The following is a 14,485-nucleotide window of genomic DNA, read 5'->3' as shown; positions in this document are numbered from 1 at the left end:
AAGTATTACCTTTGACTAAGGACACTTCAATGGCGACTTTTTTTAATTGAATTAACGATCAATATTTTTGAGGCACGTGAAAAAACTGTGTAAATTCGATTTTCACCAAAACGTGTATCTTTATAGTAATCAGAATTAATATCTGCCACGATGACATTATCAAATTCTAATCCTTTGGCTAATGTTAGCGGTAGAACAATAGTACCTTTTGCAGGCAGTCTTTCGGAATCAGTCCCGAGGACGGTCTGTTTTATTTTGTCATGAATTGTTTCTGCCAAAGTAAGGTTACTTGTAACGACGGCTGAAAGTTCAGTATTGTCGATGTTATGGAGCTGCGTTTTCAAGTTAGCCAATAATTGGTTGAGTCCATTGTTACTAATAAATTTAGGTTTATTACCACCAACTTGAATTGCATTTATCTTTGCTGCTAGTTCAACGGAACCGTGCTTGACGAAAGCGTCAGTTATGGTGCCACTTGAACGGTAACTAGTGTACAAGTTTCGTTGTATTACACTAAGATGATGTGATTCAAAAGCTTTTTTTAGATCTGCGAATGTCAATGGATCGTTAGATTCACGAATAGATTGGAATTGATCGCCCACCAAAGTCCATCTGGCCTTAGGAAAAGCGGTGATCAGGAAAATGATTTGATCCATTGAATAATCTTGAATTTCGTCGATCATTGCAAATTTGAGATTTTTCCGAGTTAGGTTTAGTAACTTTAGGCATGTATATATGTAATCAAGTTGATTTATATGATTGTCTTTTAAGACCGTTTTAATAATTTGTGTAATATTCAACCAAGTTTTTTGTTTCAGTTGTTTTAGTAATTTTTTATTTTTCCATTGCAGCATTTTTTTTGTAGCACGTTGAAAGGTTAAATCAGAATTAGGTGAAATGATTTTGCCAAAGATCTGATCTTGTTGAGTATCAGACAGGTCTGATAGTTTGGCTTGTATCTTACCATCTTTAGAATCACGTTCAATGCTGTCTTCGATTTGGCTGACCATCACTGAAGTCAGAGCAGATACTCTTTTGTCTAGTGACAAGTTGTTAGGAGTTTTGTCGAATAACTCTTTGATACTGTCTTGAGTAAAAATATTATTACCGTTAAGTTTGATATTCTTGAAGTCTCTAGATGATAATTCTAATTTGTTTAATAGATCAGCCAGTTTTTGGACATGACTAACATTGGAATTGAATTTGATCTTAGTATTTGTGAACTGTTCTAATAGTTGTTTGAATGTCATTTGTAGCGGTGATTCTTCACCCAAACTTGGTAAAACTTGATTAATATAATTGGTAAATAATGTATTTGGTGTCAATATTAGTACTTCGTTAGAAATTAAATTATCACGGTAACGATACAATAGATAAGCAATTCGTTGAAGCACTACAGAGGTTTTACCACTACCGGCAATACCATTAACTAACAGAACTGGGCTAGTAGTATCACGAATAATTACGTTTTGTTCCTTTTGAATCGTAGAAGTGATTGAACTCATCTGGCTATTCTTGTGTTCTTGTAATGTTTTAACTAACAGTGGATCTTGAATCGCTACATCAGTATCAAAAATATCTTGTAAAATATCATCATGTAAGAGGAATTGACGTCGCTTATCAACGGAAACTTCAATTTTTCGATTATTAGCTAGATACTCCGTCGGTCCAATCTTATTGTTGTAGTATAGATCAGCAATTGGCGAACGCCAATCTAAGATCATTGGATCTTCTGGAGTTTTAGAGAATCCAGCAGATCCAATATAGAAGGGAATTGTCTCTGTTTCATCTGGATATTTCAAATCAATTCGAGCAAAATAAGGAGCAGGCAGAAGGCGGGTAACGCGTGATCTTGTGTCTTGTAGTTGATCTTGTTTGCTGTTGTAGTAATCGATTTGTTTATTCATAGTTTCGATTGCTGCGAAGGTGTCTAAATTATCGGCGTAGCTATCAAAATTCAAGGCGGTCTCTTTTCCGACACTTTTCTTGAAATTCTTAGCTGTATCGGCGTTATCCGCAAGTAGTTTGTCTATACTATTTAACGTATTCTCAAGTGTCTGGTAGACCATTGTTAAATGTGCCTGTTCTGATTTGAAAGTATTATCCATATATGATACCTCCTTATATTAGGTACTTAATATTAGTCCGATAGTTCTATAAATAACAGTCTTGTAATGAGTCAAAAAATCCTTCATAATATATATGAGGAAAGAATTAATCACGTAAAAAATAGGACCTACTTTTTAAAAGTAGATCCTATTTTTTTTTAGATATGTTTACGATTTATTTCAAATCCGGCAAATCCAATCAAAATTAGGAAACCAGCTAAGGTTGCTAAGATATTTTCTTTATTACCGGTTTGAGGGAACTTGCTAGAGCCACTGTTCATGTATGTTCCAGATGATCCAGGAACAGATTGTCCAGGAGTAATACCTCCGGGATAAGTTGTTGAAGGAGTTCCGGTTCCAACAGATGAACCTTCGTTACTTCCACCAGGTAATCCAGGGATTACGGGGCTAGTAGGTCCACTAGGTTCGTTGGTACCAGGGACAGTAGGTTTCACAGGTCCAGGTACAACAGGTTTTACGGGTCCAGGTCCAGGTTCACTAGGTCCACCGGGTCCAGGTACAACAGGATTTACAGGTCCAGGTCCGGGTTCACTAGGTCCACCGGGTCCAGGTACAACAGGGATTTCAGGTCCGGTAGGGGACTTCTTATCCTTGGCACTTAACTCAGTAGTTTTACCATTCTCAACTGTGAATTCAATTGGAGTCTTGTTGACATCATAGCCTTCAGGAGCTTTGATTTCAGTCAAGATATACTTGCCATCGACCAAATCTTTGATAGTAATTTTACCATTTTTGTCAGTAGTGTATGTACCAACAACTTTACCTTTACTATCTTTGAGTTCATAAACTGCGTCAGCTAAGAATTTTCCAGATTCGTCAGTCTTTGTAAGGATTACAGTACCTGTTTCTGGTTCAACAGGAGGTACTACAACCGGTGGAACTGTGACGCCAGGTGTCTTTTTATCTGTAGCAGTTAGTTGAATGATTTTACCTTTTTCAACTGTGAATTCGATAGGTGTCTTATTGATCTCATATCCATCAGGTGCTTCAATCTCGATCAAAGTATACTTGCCATCAGCCAAGGCATCAAATGTTAATTTGCCGTCTTTGTCAGTAGCATATTTATCGATCACCTCACCATTGCTGTCCCTTAGTTCATAGACAGCGCCAGTCAAAGGATTTCCTTCAGAATCATTCTTGGTCAAAACAGCACCACCGAAATCTTGTTCACCACCAGTCAGATTATCACTTGCGGTTACATAAGTTGATTTATCTTTTGTGATAGTGAAATTAATTAATTCTGTGGATAGATCGTATCCTTCAGGTGCTTTTGTTTCTTTGAAAGCATAATCACCGGTCTCTAGTCCGCTAATTGAAATACGTCCTTGATCGTCGGTTACAAGGCCAGTTTGAATAACTTTGCCATCGGCATCAAGTAAATCGTATTCGGCACCGGGTAACAAATCGCCAGTGGTTACAGATACTTTGTCAAAAATAACACTACCAGTATCAGGTTTCACAACTGGAGGTGTTGTATCAGGATTATCTACTTGATCTAGATCAAGTGTTTCACCTTTGATATTACCAGGAATTGTGAATTCGATAGGATTTGTATTTAACTCATATCCATTAGGTGCTTTTATTTCAGTTAAAGTATAAGTTCCAGCGGGTAGATTATTTATGGTTAATTGTCCATTTTCATCTACAGTAGCATCGCTCATTAATACTTTGCCAGTGCTATCTTTTAATTCGTAGACAGCACCTGTCAAAGGTCTACCAGATTCATCAGTCTTCTGTAATGAAATGTTACCTGTAGCGGTACTACCATTACCATTACCATTACCACCATAATGAACACTGCTGTCAACTTCACCAGTTATTTGATCAGATGTGAGTGTCGCATTGTCCGTGTAAATGTTATCTGCATTTTGATTGACGTCGATCAAAACTTTAAAAGTCATGTCAACTGCAGTAGAAACATTTCCAAAGTAGAATTTAAGTTCATTGCCGTTTTGTACGACTTGTGGAGTAATTGTTCCACCATCGGAAATGAAGTTATTGTTCTCATTATAGCTACCAGTTGGAGCATAAACAGATCCATCGACATAAGTTTGTCCAGGACTAAGTTTATCTGTTACAACAACATTAGTTAGATTTTCACTTCTAGGATTAAAGGCTATATTCCATACAACATATTTTGGCAAGCCAGCTTCTGTATAGTCGCTTAACCAACCAATTTTGTTAATGTTCCAATCTAGTTGTCCGGGTTCGCCAGTATTAGTATTTCTACCTCTAACATGAAAAGTCAAACTACCTTCTCTGTCAAAAGTTGTTGATGATAAGGCATCGTTGAAGGTGATAGTACCAGTAGATTCACCAGCATTGATTGAATATGTACCAATTTGAACCCCGTCGTCATTATACATAGGAACGTTTGTTAAATTGGCAGTTACTCTAACATTTTCGGGTAATTCAAATGTGGCTGTATCCCCATCTTTAATTTGAACCCCGTCAGCAATTGACCAATCATAAGTAACGTTGTAATGACTCCAATAATAGTATGGATCATCATTTGAAACTGCGTTACCATTTGAATCTTTAATGATTGCATCTTCAGGATTTAATCCAGCCACTGCGATACTCGAGGTGGGTTGAACCCCTGTGGAAGTTGCCGCATGGGCAGTCTCAGTAGGAACCATCCATGCTAGAAGAGCCATTAGAATCGCAACCATGCTAATCAAAAAGGATTTCTTTTTGATACTCATGATTAACATCTCCCTTAGCAATTTAATGCTCTTTATTTGATTCAAAACGAATTATAGTTCCTTACAATGAAGTTGGATGATAATTGGCTCAACTGTTTTTTTATAATATATATATTAAACAATTGTATGTAATATCAATTATTTTTTTATAAAAAAAATAGACCGAGAATATATTCTCAGTCCAATTTTTAAATTTTTATGGCAAGTCATTACCAGCAGCAAAGTATATGTCATACCACTCTTGTTTTGTAAGATTGATATCAGCACCCTTGGCACTGTCAGCGATATGTTCTGGATTCATTGTACCGATGACAACTTGCATGTTGGCAGGATGTCTTAGGATCCAGGCTGTAGCGATACCGTTCTTGGATACGCCATATTTTCCAGCCAATTCTCGCAATTTTTTATTCAAGTCTGGGAACTTATCATTATCAATGAAAACACCTTGGAACATGCCATATTGGAATGGTGACCAAGCTTGAATTGTAACGCCCATGCGTCTCGAGAATTCAAGAATTCCACCGTCGTGATTGATCGAACGGGTATCAGCCATGTTAGTGTGCATTCCAAAGTCGACCATACCAGTATGCATAATACTGAATTGTAATTGATTAATGATCAATCTTTGATCAACGGCTTCTTGAACCATCAAATATTGTTGAGGATTGAAGTTGGAAACACCGAAGTGACGGACTTTGCCTGATTTTTGTAACTCATCAAATGCCTCAGCAATTTCTTCTGGTTCCATCAATGGATCTGGTCTGTGAAGTAAGAATGAATCAAGATAGTCAACGCCCAAACGTTCAAGACTTCCGTCAACAGCATCTAATAAATGTTGTTTGGAAAAATCATAGCGGACACCAGATACGATTCCACCCTTTGATTGAATATACAAATCCTCACGTTTAACGCTGGTCTTTTTCATAGCTTCACCGAAGATCTTTTCAGAATCTCCATCGCCATAAATATCAGCGGCATCAATAAAATTTATTCCATTATCGAATGCTGTGTCGATCGATTTGGCAGCTTGGTCAGGTGTCAATGCATTCATGCGCATGATTCCGAGTGCGACAGCTGAAGCTTCCCAACTTGTTTCACCGATGTAACGTTGTTTCATATGTTTTTCCTCCTACATTTAGTAACAGTTTAATTATCGTAGTTACTCAGAAGGTAGTCAAATAATTAGTGGAAAGGGTTCCAGGAACTTGTTCTTGGTCCATTGCCTCTTGCATCGTATGGGAAATAAGTTAGAGTTTCATATTTACTACGTGGATAACCCCAGTATTTTTTATCGATTAATTTGAGACTAAAAACATAAGACCCCTTGTGTGAGACCATTGCCCAATGGTTGTCTTTTTCAATAATACCGGCATAAACTTTTTGCCAAAAGCCATTTCCGAAGGCATCGTTTTGAATATAAATGTCTTTTTTCGGAATTGGTTTATTAGTTATCGGCATAACAGCATAACTGGTTTCGGTTTTTAAAAATGGATTAATGAGATCAATGTATTCTTTTTGATAATGATGTCCATAGCTGAGTAATCCTAAAAAGGATAGCGTCATAACGCCGATTATTGAGAGGGTAATTGCAAAGCGCTTATATTTTTTCTTACCAGTAACATCTTGACTGATTTTCTCCACCACGTTATTATTTTCCCATTTAGAAATAGTTTGTCTACTGACGTGCAGTTTGACGGCCAATTGTTCTTGAGTTAGCTGTAATTTGTTACGCTTGTTTTTTATCACATTACCGAGTTCCATTTCATCACCTCTGTAATTATTATCGCAGGGAGTGGGGATGATTCATAGCAAATTTGACGGGCATTGTGTAAAGATTTGTTTACATTCGTGAGATACAAAAAAGACACCCGAAAGTGTCTAAAAGTTAAAATGGACTTTGCATTTGTAAGATAAAGTTCCAGATTCGCTTAGCGTAACCGGCTTGATCAAAATTAGTACGAATCTCTGTTTTTAAGTCGGACAAATTGTCGGTTATAATGCCATCAACATCTAAAAACATCATCTGACTCATGGCTGCAGTATCGTTGACCGTCCAGGCGTAAACTTTTTTGTGGATGGCATGCGCATTGTCCACAAAATTAGAATTCAAAGTTGTGTATTCCATTGTGAATCCATCAGCGTCACTGATTGGGACACCGGTGAGATTAAAGGAAAGAATATAGTTTGCTGCAACCTTTGGCATATAACGAGTGCTATCTTCAATATAGCTGTATTTGAGTGAATGAACCATATCACCGTTACGCTCGAGTTGAGCACCATATTTTTTGGCAAAATTTTTAACGAAATCATTACTATTACCACTAACTGATTTGAACTCAACTAATAACTTCTGATGTAATTTTGTGGAAGTCTTTAAATAATCATCAAAGCTAGCAATGTGCGCTGTTTTGCCATTTTCATGGATCGTAACTCTTTGCAATTCCGCTAAGGTCATTTGACTTGGGCGCTTGTTGATCCCAGCTAATCCCTTTAAGGTGTTGTCATGGTAAACAACGTATTTGTGATCTTTAGTCTCTTGAATATCCATTTCAATATAGGAAGGTTTTTCCTTGGAAGTTGTCTTCAATGCTGGAATAGAGTTTTGAACACCATTACCATTATCCACACCTCGATGTGAGATAGTAGCCGGTCGTTCCATTAGCCAGCCTTTGAAATACATCGTGTCGTACGACATGAAACTAATAATAGTAACAACTGCCAGACCGATCCAGAACCATCTATGAGAACGACTTCTGTGCGCATTATAGATATATTGCGTGCGTGTTTGGTGTAAGACTATCAGTGCCGATATGGCGGTTGCGTAGATACTGGAGATAATGTTGATAAACTGAACCAAGGTTAAATTGATAATGGCGGTAGGAAAGCTAACAGTCGTGATGTGATCAAATCCCCATTGTCCAGCCAAAATTATTCCAAAAATAATATATGTTGCTATCGTTATAACGATAAAAAGATTGATGAAAGTTAGTAAATAATAAACAACTTTGTTACGAGTCATGCGCCAACTCTGTCTGATAGCATTCTTGACAGTTCGATTGTCAAAAATCATCAGTGGTAAAACAAAAAGCCAACGGATACCAACGTAAAAAATAACAGCATAGACGATGATTAAGGTAATACCCCAAATTAAATGTTCTTGAAATAGCCATTCAAGAATAAATTCAGGAACTTTTACTTTGCTAAGTAAATTGGAGGAAAAGCCAATACTAGCAAAGGGAGTAATAATCAAAAAATATAACAAGAAGAAGCCGAATGCTTTGAATGGCAGACTGGCAATTTCTCGAAAAATGGTTTTTAAATAGTCACGCCAACGCAAATTTGCTTTTGATTTGATAGCCTGAAAACTAATTAGAACGAATGCAAATTGACTGAAAACTAAGAGTAGTATCAATAAAAGGATGGCAACCAAACCAAGGAATACCAACGGTCGTTTGGTTACGATACTTATAAAATTAGTATAAGAAACATATTTGATACCACCAAAGTAAAGAACGCCATTGGTTAGAACATTTAGAAGTGGAACTATGATAAATGTAATTAATAATTGAATCAAGATAATGACTTGACTGTATTTCCAAAAATACTGCCAGAAGTTGCGATTCTGATCTCTAAAAAGTCTAAAGCTCCCCATGATTGCCCCCGATAATCCCATTGATACTAATAATAATACAAGTAATAAATATTAAGTAAATATTTTTTAGATTATAAATTATCTTGCAATAAACTTGAACAATTATTGTATATATGACAATGAGAAAGGGGAATCATTAATTATAGTAAGCATTTTTTCAAGGTGGGCAGTGAGATACTTTCATGATATGTGTTTTTTAAGTAATCTTGAATTTCCACGGCACTACCATGATCATTCGATAAAGTTTTAATGAATATTCGTGCATCAGAAGTTAAACGGCTTCGTGGAGAATTATGCATTCGAAATTTTCCTGTGAATTTATAAGGCTCTATTAAGTTAGATTTATTGACTAGTTCATACGTTGCTGGCTTTTTTTCTATTGATTTGTCAATTTTAGGTTCAAGTTTATGATTCTTGTTTTCAGCTAATAGTTCATCTTTTCTAGTGAGTTCATTCTGTAATGAATCGATCGTCAAAACAAGATCAGCGGTCACAGACTTGTATTGCTGAATCTTACTTTCGTAACTGTCGATGCGTGATAGCAGTGTGTCTAGCTCTTTTTTGGTCCAAACAATAGCGTCGTTACTGAGCGATAGATATCCTAGACTGTCATTTTCATGTATTTGAACTGGTTTGATAGGGCCGGTGGGAGTATCACCAAAAGTATAATAGGGTATATTTTTAAAATACCCCTTGGTATGTGCGGTGTAAGATTTGGTAGAACCATGGAGATTATTCTTGACATCTTGTATGAAAAAATTAATGATTTTAGTTAGTCTATTTTTGTCCTTATAGTGAATTATGAGAAGTGGAATATTGTTCTTATTACAAAAATCTAAACGTGCCGTACCATTTGCACATAACCTTCGAAATGCGGATTGTGATCCAGCAGTATTATTCTTTGCTTTGTAATGCTGAGCACCATTGTATTCAATAATTGCCAAAAATCCATTGATGTTCAGAGCAAAATCTACTGGAAGAAGAACATTTTCAGTTTTACTTATTAAACCAGGAAATGTTCTTTCGCGATCGAAGACAATTTGCTCATTGTTCAGAATTCCAATGATTTGTGATTCTGGTTCTGAAGGTTGTTCCATGAGATGACCCTCCTCAAATAAGCTAACTTCATTTTATAAAAGGTGGTCTAGACACTTCAAACTTAAACGCTTGAAATTTGAATAAAAACGTTTGAATAGTTTTTTTGATAATGTTAATTAGATTAGTTATGTATAATTAAAAAACCAATAAATGAATAAAGATAATCGATTGACTAATTATTTTATAAGTATGTCTTGGTTGGTTTTTTTACTTTTGTAGACTATCATTAATAAGTAGTGATTTTTTTAAATTACCAGTACAAATAAAAAACCGATGACACCAAGTGTTAAACTTGATTTCATCGGTTAAGCGATAATTGCTATGGGTGGCCAGGGGTTTGAACCCTAGTTTTACCAAAGTACAGTTATATCAATGCTGACAAGCATTTTAAATGTGTTTAAAAATTGACTGACTACCAAATTGACTACCATGGCCTTAAAAATCTAAGAAGTTTACCAGTTTTTGTACGGCTTCTTGATCTTGTTTTTCAGTGACATGAGTATAAATATTTAAGGTAGTTTGAGCATCTTCATGCCCTAATCGTTCTTGTACTTCTTTTATTGTTGCACCCGCAGCGAACAAGGCACTTGCATGGCTATGTCTAAAGCCGTGTATTGTTATTTTGGGTAAGGTAACATTATTGTCTTTAATCTTATCTAACGTCTTATCAAGCCACTTTTTAGGGGTATTAAGTGACTTGTATGTATTATTTCTAGTAGCAAAGATTAATTGATCTTTATTGTTGGTATTAAACCCAAGCATGAATAAATTTCTTGTTTGTTCTAATTTCCATTTTTTAAGAAAAAATAGAGTTGTAGAATCTAATGAAATCGTACGGTTGCCTTTTTTTGTTTTAGTGGCCTGTATAATCTGTTTACCCTTATCGCCTTGAGTTAGCGTTTTGTTAATGCTCAAGGTGCTTTTTTGTGTATTCAAGTCATCCCAAGTAAGGGCAAGGCACTCACCACGTCTTACACCGGTAAATGCTAGTATGCGGAATAAAGTATATTTCTCAAGATCATTTATTGGATCTATGTAACTGAAAAAAGTCTTTAATTGATCCTTATCCCAGAAATTAGGCAGCTTCTTGCCAGATTTAGCGGACTTCTTAGGAATGATTACACGTTTAGCAGGATTATCAGTTATATAGCCTTGCCGTATTGCATATTCAAAAATTGATTGAACGTAGTTGAACCATCGTTTGTAATTGCGGTCGGTTGCTTTAAACCACTTGTTAAGGGATGTCTGACATTGCGCCGTAGTGATGGTTCTTAACCGATAACGACCAAGTGCAGGTAATATATGATTGTTGAACATCCCCGCGGTACGGTTCCAAGTGCTTTCACGTACTGTATTTATATAGCTTTCGTACCATTCAAGGTAAACCTCTTTAAACGTTTTATTACATTCTTGCTTTTTGGTTATGCCTTGAGTCGCTTCAAACTCAACTCTTTTTAATTCTAATTTTGCGGATCGTTCAGTATTGAAGCCACGGCGGGTTGTTCTTTTAGCTTTACCAGTCTGTGGATCAATACCGAGATAAGCACGAAACATATAGGCGGTTGCACCGTCTTTTTTTGTGTACTTTTTTACTGTTGCCATTTGTATTTCTCCTAACGCTGGACGGGCGGGAAAAAATCATAGGCGGATATCTAATGAAATATTGGAGTAACCGAGGAATAGGGGTTCAAAGCCCTCCCAAGCATCAGTCATTTGATTAAATATGTAGTCATCAATATTACTTTTAATATTATCAGTGAATTTATCATGAAGATCAGTTTTAAAACCAGCTGGTGTACGTTCCCAATAATTCTTAAAGGTTGCTATATCATTATCATTATTATCATCGGGAATTAGGTTTAGTTCTAAACTGTTATCTGGACCATATATAGTATTATCAGTTGATAAGTTGGGCTTAACTTTACAATCGAGTGTTGTAATTGTATTATTACCATTTTTTGATGACGATGAAATTGATATAAAACTATCCATATCAAAACTATTGATTACTGCATTAGTAACATGATTGGCATCCATAATACCGTCAAGATAATCAAGTGAAAAATCTAAGTTATTTAAGGAAAAATTACCAAAGATATCGAATGGTAAATATTCAAAAAATTGATCAGGACGTATGTCTAAGTATTGGCATAGTTTATTTATGGTTTCTAGTTGTATCATTTTGCCATCATTTTGCGCGGTACTAGTAATCGTATTCCTTGATATGCCAGTATCATTAGCAACCCTAGTTATTTTTAAAGAGCGTTCAGCAAGTAAAACTGCAAGATTATTTCTTATCACGTTTATCACCTCTATGTAATTATAGATATTTATGCACGTATAAGCAACAACAACAAATAGTATATAGATAAATGACAAATTTAGTTGTCATTTAAACTGAGATTATTGTATAATCTTGTTGTTGCCAAGAATAGTTGTCAAAAGCGTAAAAAGAAAGGTGAAAGTATGATTATTTATAAAAATGAAAAATTAAGAGAAAAAATAAAGAATGAAGATTTAAAATATTGGGAAATTGCGAATACTATAGGTATTACTGACTCAACTTTCTCACGTTGGCTTAGAACGCCTTTAAATGATGAACGTAAACAACGTGTATTAGATGCGATTAGTGAATTAACTAAAGAAATTAAGGCCTAATTTTAAAAGGAGGTGAATGATATGGCTCAAGGTATATCTGTAATGCTGTCAGAGGATCAGTCTAATGCACTTAAACAAGAAATTTACACAATTGTTACTAAAAGTATTGAGGATGCCCGCCGCGATGCAGCATTGGACAAGCAATATTTAAAACGTAAAGATGCTATCAAGTTTGCGGGCGTGAGTGGCAGTACATACGACAGTTGGTTGCTACCATCCCATAAGATTCAAGGTGTAGTACTTTATGCTAAAAAAGATATTTTAGATTTTATTGAGAATCATTAGTTAAGTCTGGACGGGCGAATATCTCAATAGATTAGATTTATCTTATTTAGTAACAGAATGGAGTTACAACGATGATGAAAAAAGAGCATAAAAAAATAGCCTTGCTACCGACCAAAGTTGACAAGGCTACTCAAGTAATTTTGTAATTGAATTACACTCTTATTCTAACATCGAATTTCAGTAAAGTGAGGCTCAATGTATGGATCATAAAGAAAAATTAAGCAGCGACGAAAGTAAAATTTTATCGCTCATCCCTAATGGAATTGATGGTAGAGCTACCACCGTGGATATTTCCACCATTACAGGAATGTCGGTACGACGTATCAGGTTAGTTGTAAGTGATCTGATAAAGAAAGGCGTACCAATCGTGTCAGAGCGTTCTCAAGACAGCAAAGGTTTATATATTGCTACTACAGATTATGAACGTTCTCTAGGTTTAGCGTCATTCAGTAATCAGATCAATGATATGGAACGTAGGAAGTTGAAACTTCAACAAATTGATTTGAATAATTGGAGAAGTAACTTTTGTTTTGAGGATGAACTTAAATTAAATGAGGGATAAATAATAATGAATAAACAACTAAAAGTAGAAATTTTAGGCAGTAAGCTGATGGAAGCCGTTAATAACGGAAATATTTCGATAAACAACAATACATTAAGTTGTGACGCCTTGTGTATGTGTCTGTCAGCTATAAGTAAAGCAACTAATGGTAGTGATCAATCTATTTCGGGGTTTGAATCTATGAATGATGCTATGGATCCTAACAATAAAATTTCAGCAATTAAAGAGTTAGCCGCAGCCGGGTTCGTAAAAACAAATATTTATGAATTGGAGCTAGCATAATGAGGAAAAATAAATTTATCAAAAATGATATTGAGAACTTACTTTCAATTCAAAAACGAGTTAATCACCTATCTAATTTAGCCAAAGAAATGTATCTAATAGGTATTATCAAAAAGTATAAAATAACGTTCCTATTTCCAAAGATGTCGGTAGTTCAATTTAAGGCGCTGGCAAGTGATCCCGATGTAATAGAAAGGCTATCACAAGAGCTAGAAGACAATGGGTTAATAACCCGATCAGATAAGTAGAGGTAACGTCTATGGATTACTTTAAACAACGTAGAGCGTACCGTGATCTTAAAATGTATGAAATGAGAGTTTCAGCAAGTCAGAATAATGTTTATCGTGAGTTACTAGACTATGCGAATGACAAAAAGCTTCTGGACAAATCTTTCAGACTCACAAATGATGCGGTGCTTAATTTGACTGGATTATCTACAAATGGACTAGTTTCAGCACGTAATAAACTACAACAGGATGGATTAATCGAGTACGAAAAAGGTAAACGTAATATAGAGGCACCTACTTACAAAATTATTAAGCTATATGACGAATTGAGTAAAAGCCCGGGTAATGATTGGGTAAATGACCGGGTAAGTGAACGGGTAAAAAACAAGGTACCAAGTCAGGTAAATGACCGGGTAACGAACCTTATTACTAATACTCAACAAGACTTAACTAATACTCAACAAGATCATCATGACGACGATGCCCCAACTCACGTTGATGCTGACGATCAAGCCCCAAGGGATAATACCGACTTCAAAGATCTAATCACGTACTATCAGCAAAACATTGGAGTCACTAGCCCTATTTTGGTGCAGCAATTGCAAGAGTCTATAAATGATTTTGTTGAACATGAAACGTCTAACAGTGAAGCTGTTGAGATTGTTAAGTATGCCATAAAGTTGACCGTTGAAAACGGTGCAAGGAACTGGAAGTATACCAGCAAAATCTTAATGAATTGGGTGAATTCCGACTTGTACACGTTGGATAATATCAAGGCAAGTAATAATACACGTCACAGTAATAACGCACCTACTGGACGTAGTGAAAGTTTTTCAGAACGTTCAGAACAAAGTGCCAAAGAAACCGGATTATATTTCTAGATTGGA

Annotated in this window: 14 protein-coding genes; 6 read left to right on the top strand and 8 right to left on the bottom strand. The window is 35.7% G+C overall.

Going from position 1 to position 14,485, the window contains the following annotated elements; genetic code table 11:
• Positions 1-26 precede the first annotated feature (26 nt).
• From EKM68_RS04030 to EKM68_RS03995, 8 genes are all read right to left on the bottom strand, one after another.
• Positions 27-2,108, bottom strand: coding sequence for a HelD family protein (locus tag EKM68_RS04030; RefSeq protein WP_125588382.1), 2,082 nt, complete (start codon positions 2,106-2,108; stop codon positions 27-29).
• A 158-nt stretch (positions 2,109-2,266) separates the two neighbouring features.
• Positions 2,267-4,834, bottom strand: a complete 2,568-nt coding sequence (locus EKM68_RS04025; RefSeq protein ID WP_164509348.1) for a SpaA isopeptide-forming pilin-related protein — start codon at positions 4,832-4,834, stop codon at positions 2,267-2,269.
• A gap of 196 nt (positions 4,835-5,030) precedes the next feature.
• A complete protein-coding gene (locus EKM68_RS04020) occupies positions 5,031-5,951 on the bottom strand; it encodes an aldo/keto reductase (RefSeq protein ID WP_125588380.1) in 921 nt (306 codons plus the stop codon).
• Between the two features lie 65 nt (positions 5,952-6,016).
• Positions 6,017-6,595, bottom strand: coding sequence for a helix-turn-helix transcriptional regulator (locus EKM68_RS04015; RefSeq protein WP_125588379.1), 579 nt, complete (start codon positions 6,593-6,595; stop codon positions 6,017-6,019).
• Between the two features lie 124 nt (positions 6,596-6,719).
• The gene (locus EKM68_RS04010) at positions 6,720-8,486 is read right to left on the bottom strand and encodes a glycerophosphoryl diester phosphodiesterase membrane domain-containing protein (protein ID WP_164509347.1); all 1,767 of its coding nucleotides are present in this window, start codon (positions 8,484-8,486) and stop codon (positions 6,720-6,722) included.
• Positions 8,487-8,626: 140 nt separating this feature from the next.
• Positions 8,627-9,583 (bottom strand): hypothetical protein, encoded by a 957-nt coding sequence (locus tag EKM68_RS04005; RefSeq protein ID WP_125588377.1) that lies wholly within the window; start codon positions 9,581-9,583, stop codon positions 8,627-8,629.
• Between the two features lie 436 nt (positions 9,584-10,019).
• Complete coding sequence (locus EKM68_RS04000; protein WP_125588376.1) at positions 10,020-11,186, bottom strand: site-specific integrase; 1,167 nt, start codon at positions 11,184-11,186, stop codon at positions 10,020-10,022.
• Between the two features lie 36 nt (positions 11,187-11,222).
• A complete protein-coding gene (locus EKM68_RS03995) occupies positions 11,223-11,885 on the bottom strand; it encodes a helix-turn-helix domain-containing protein (RefSeq protein ID WP_225422958.1) in 663 nt (220 codons plus the stop codon).
• A gap of 165 nt (positions 11,886-12,050) precedes the next feature.
• On the opposite strand from EKM68_RS03995, the gene EKM68_RS03990 reads away from it, so the two are divergent.
• The 6 genes from EKM68_RS03990 to EKM68_RS03965 all read left to right on the top strand — a co-directional run bounded on the left by EKM68_RS03990 (position 12,051) and on the right by EKM68_RS03965 (position 14,479).
• Positions 12,051-12,242, top strand: a complete 192-nt coding sequence (locus EKM68_RS03990; RefSeq protein ID WP_225422957.1) for a hypothetical protein — start codon at positions 12,051-12,053, stop codon at positions 12,240-12,242.
• A 21-nt stretch (positions 12,243-12,263) separates the two neighbouring features.
• Positions 12,264-12,527, top strand: a complete 264-nt coding sequence (locus tag EKM68_RS03985) for a hypothetical protein (RefSeq protein ID WP_125588374.1) — start codon at positions 12,264-12,266, stop codon at positions 12,525-12,527.
• 199 nt (positions 12,528-12,726) lie between these two features.
• Positions 12,727-13,089 carry a DNA replication protein gene (locus EKM68_RS03980; RefSeq protein WP_125588373.1) on the top strand — a complete coding sequence of 121 codons (363 nt, stop codon included), beginning with the start codon at positions 12,727-12,729 and terminating at the stop codon, positions 13,087-13,089.
• Between the two features lie 6 nt (positions 13,090-13,095).
• Positions 13,096-13,371 (top strand): hypothetical protein, encoded by a 276-nt coding sequence (locus EKM68_RS03975; RefSeq protein ID WP_125588372.1) that lies wholly within the window; start codon positions 13,096-13,098, stop codon positions 13,369-13,371.
• Entirely contained in the window at positions 13,371-13,619 is a 249-nt protein-coding gene (locus EKM68_RS03970; protein ID WP_125588371.1) for a hypothetical protein, read from the top strand. Before EKM68_RS03975 ends, EKM68_RS03970 begins: the two co-directional genes overlap by 1 nt.
• A gap of 11 nt (positions 13,620-13,630) precedes the next feature.
• Positions 13,631-14,479, top strand: coding sequence for a DnaD domain protein (locus EKM68_RS03965; RefSeq protein WP_125588370.1), 849 nt, complete (start codon positions 13,631-13,633; stop codon positions 14,477-14,479).
• The last annotated feature ends 6 nt before the right edge of the window (positions 14,480-14,485 follow it).

Origin of the sequence: Companilactobacillus jidongensis (genome assembly GCF_003946575.1) — a bacterium.
GTDB classification, from domain to species: Bacteria; Bacillota; Bacilli; order Lactobacillales; family Lactobacillaceae; genus Companilactobacillus; species Companilactobacillus jidongensis.
Note: the sequence above shows the minus strand (reverse complement) of the source record. Positions and strands in the feature narration are given on the sequence as shown.

What these genes read in the sequence shown, in the direction of transcription:
- EKM68_RS04030 (WP_125588382.1), bottom strand. Translation starts at nt 2,108, where the DNA reads ATGGATAATACTTTCAAATCAGAACAGGCACATTTAACAATGGTCTAC.
- EKM68_RS04025 (WP_164509348.1), bottom strand. Translation starts at nt 4,834, where the DNA reads ATGAGTATCAAAAAGAAATCCTTTTTGATTAGCATGGTTGCGATTCTA.
- EKM68_RS04020 (WP_125588380.1), bottom strand. Translation starts at nt 5,951, where the DNA reads ATGAAACAACGTTACATCGGTGAAACAAGTTGGGAAGCTTCAGCTGTC.
- EKM68_RS04015 (WP_125588379.1), bottom strand. Translation starts at nt 6,595, where the DNA reads ATGGAACTCGGTAATGTGATAAAAAACAAGCGTAACAAATTACAGCTA.
- EKM68_RS04010 (WP_164509347.1), bottom strand. Translation starts at nt 8,486, where the DNA reads ATGGGGAGCTTTAGACTTTTTAGAGATCAGAATCGCAACTTCTGGCAG.
- EKM68_RS04005 (WP_125588377.1), bottom strand. Translation starts at nt 9,583, where the DNA reads ATGGAACAACCTTCAGAACCAGAATCACAAATCATTGGAATTCTGAAC.
- EKM68_RS04000 (WP_125588376.1), bottom strand. Translation starts at nt 11,186, where the DNA reads ATGGCAACAGTAAAAAAGTACACAAAAAAAGACGGTGCAACCGCCTAT.
- EKM68_RS03990 (WP_225422957.1), top strand. Translation starts at nt 12,051, where the DNA reads ATGATTATTTATAAAAATGAAAAATTAAGAGAAAAAATAAAGAATGAA.
- EKM68_RS03985 (WP_125588374.1), top strand. Translation starts at nt 12,264, where the DNA reads ATGGCTCAAGGTATATCTGTAATGCTGTCAGAGGATCAGTCTAATGCA.
- EKM68_RS03980 (WP_125588373.1), top strand. Translation starts at nt 12,727, where the DNA reads ATGGATCATAAAGAAAAATTAAGCAGCGACGAAAGTAAAATTTTATCG.
- EKM68_RS03975 (WP_125588372.1), top strand. Translation starts at nt 13,096, where the DNA reads ATGAATAAACAACTAAAAGTAGAAATTTTAGGCAGTAAGCTGATGGAA.
- EKM68_RS03970 (WP_125588371.1), top strand. Translation starts at nt 13,371, where the DNA reads ATGAGGAAAAATAAATTTATCAAAAATGATATTGAGAACTTACTTTCA.
- EKM68_RS03965 (WP_125588370.1), top strand. Translation starts at nt 13,631, where the DNA reads ATGGATTACTTTAAACAACGTAGAGCGTACCGTGATCTTAAAATGTAT.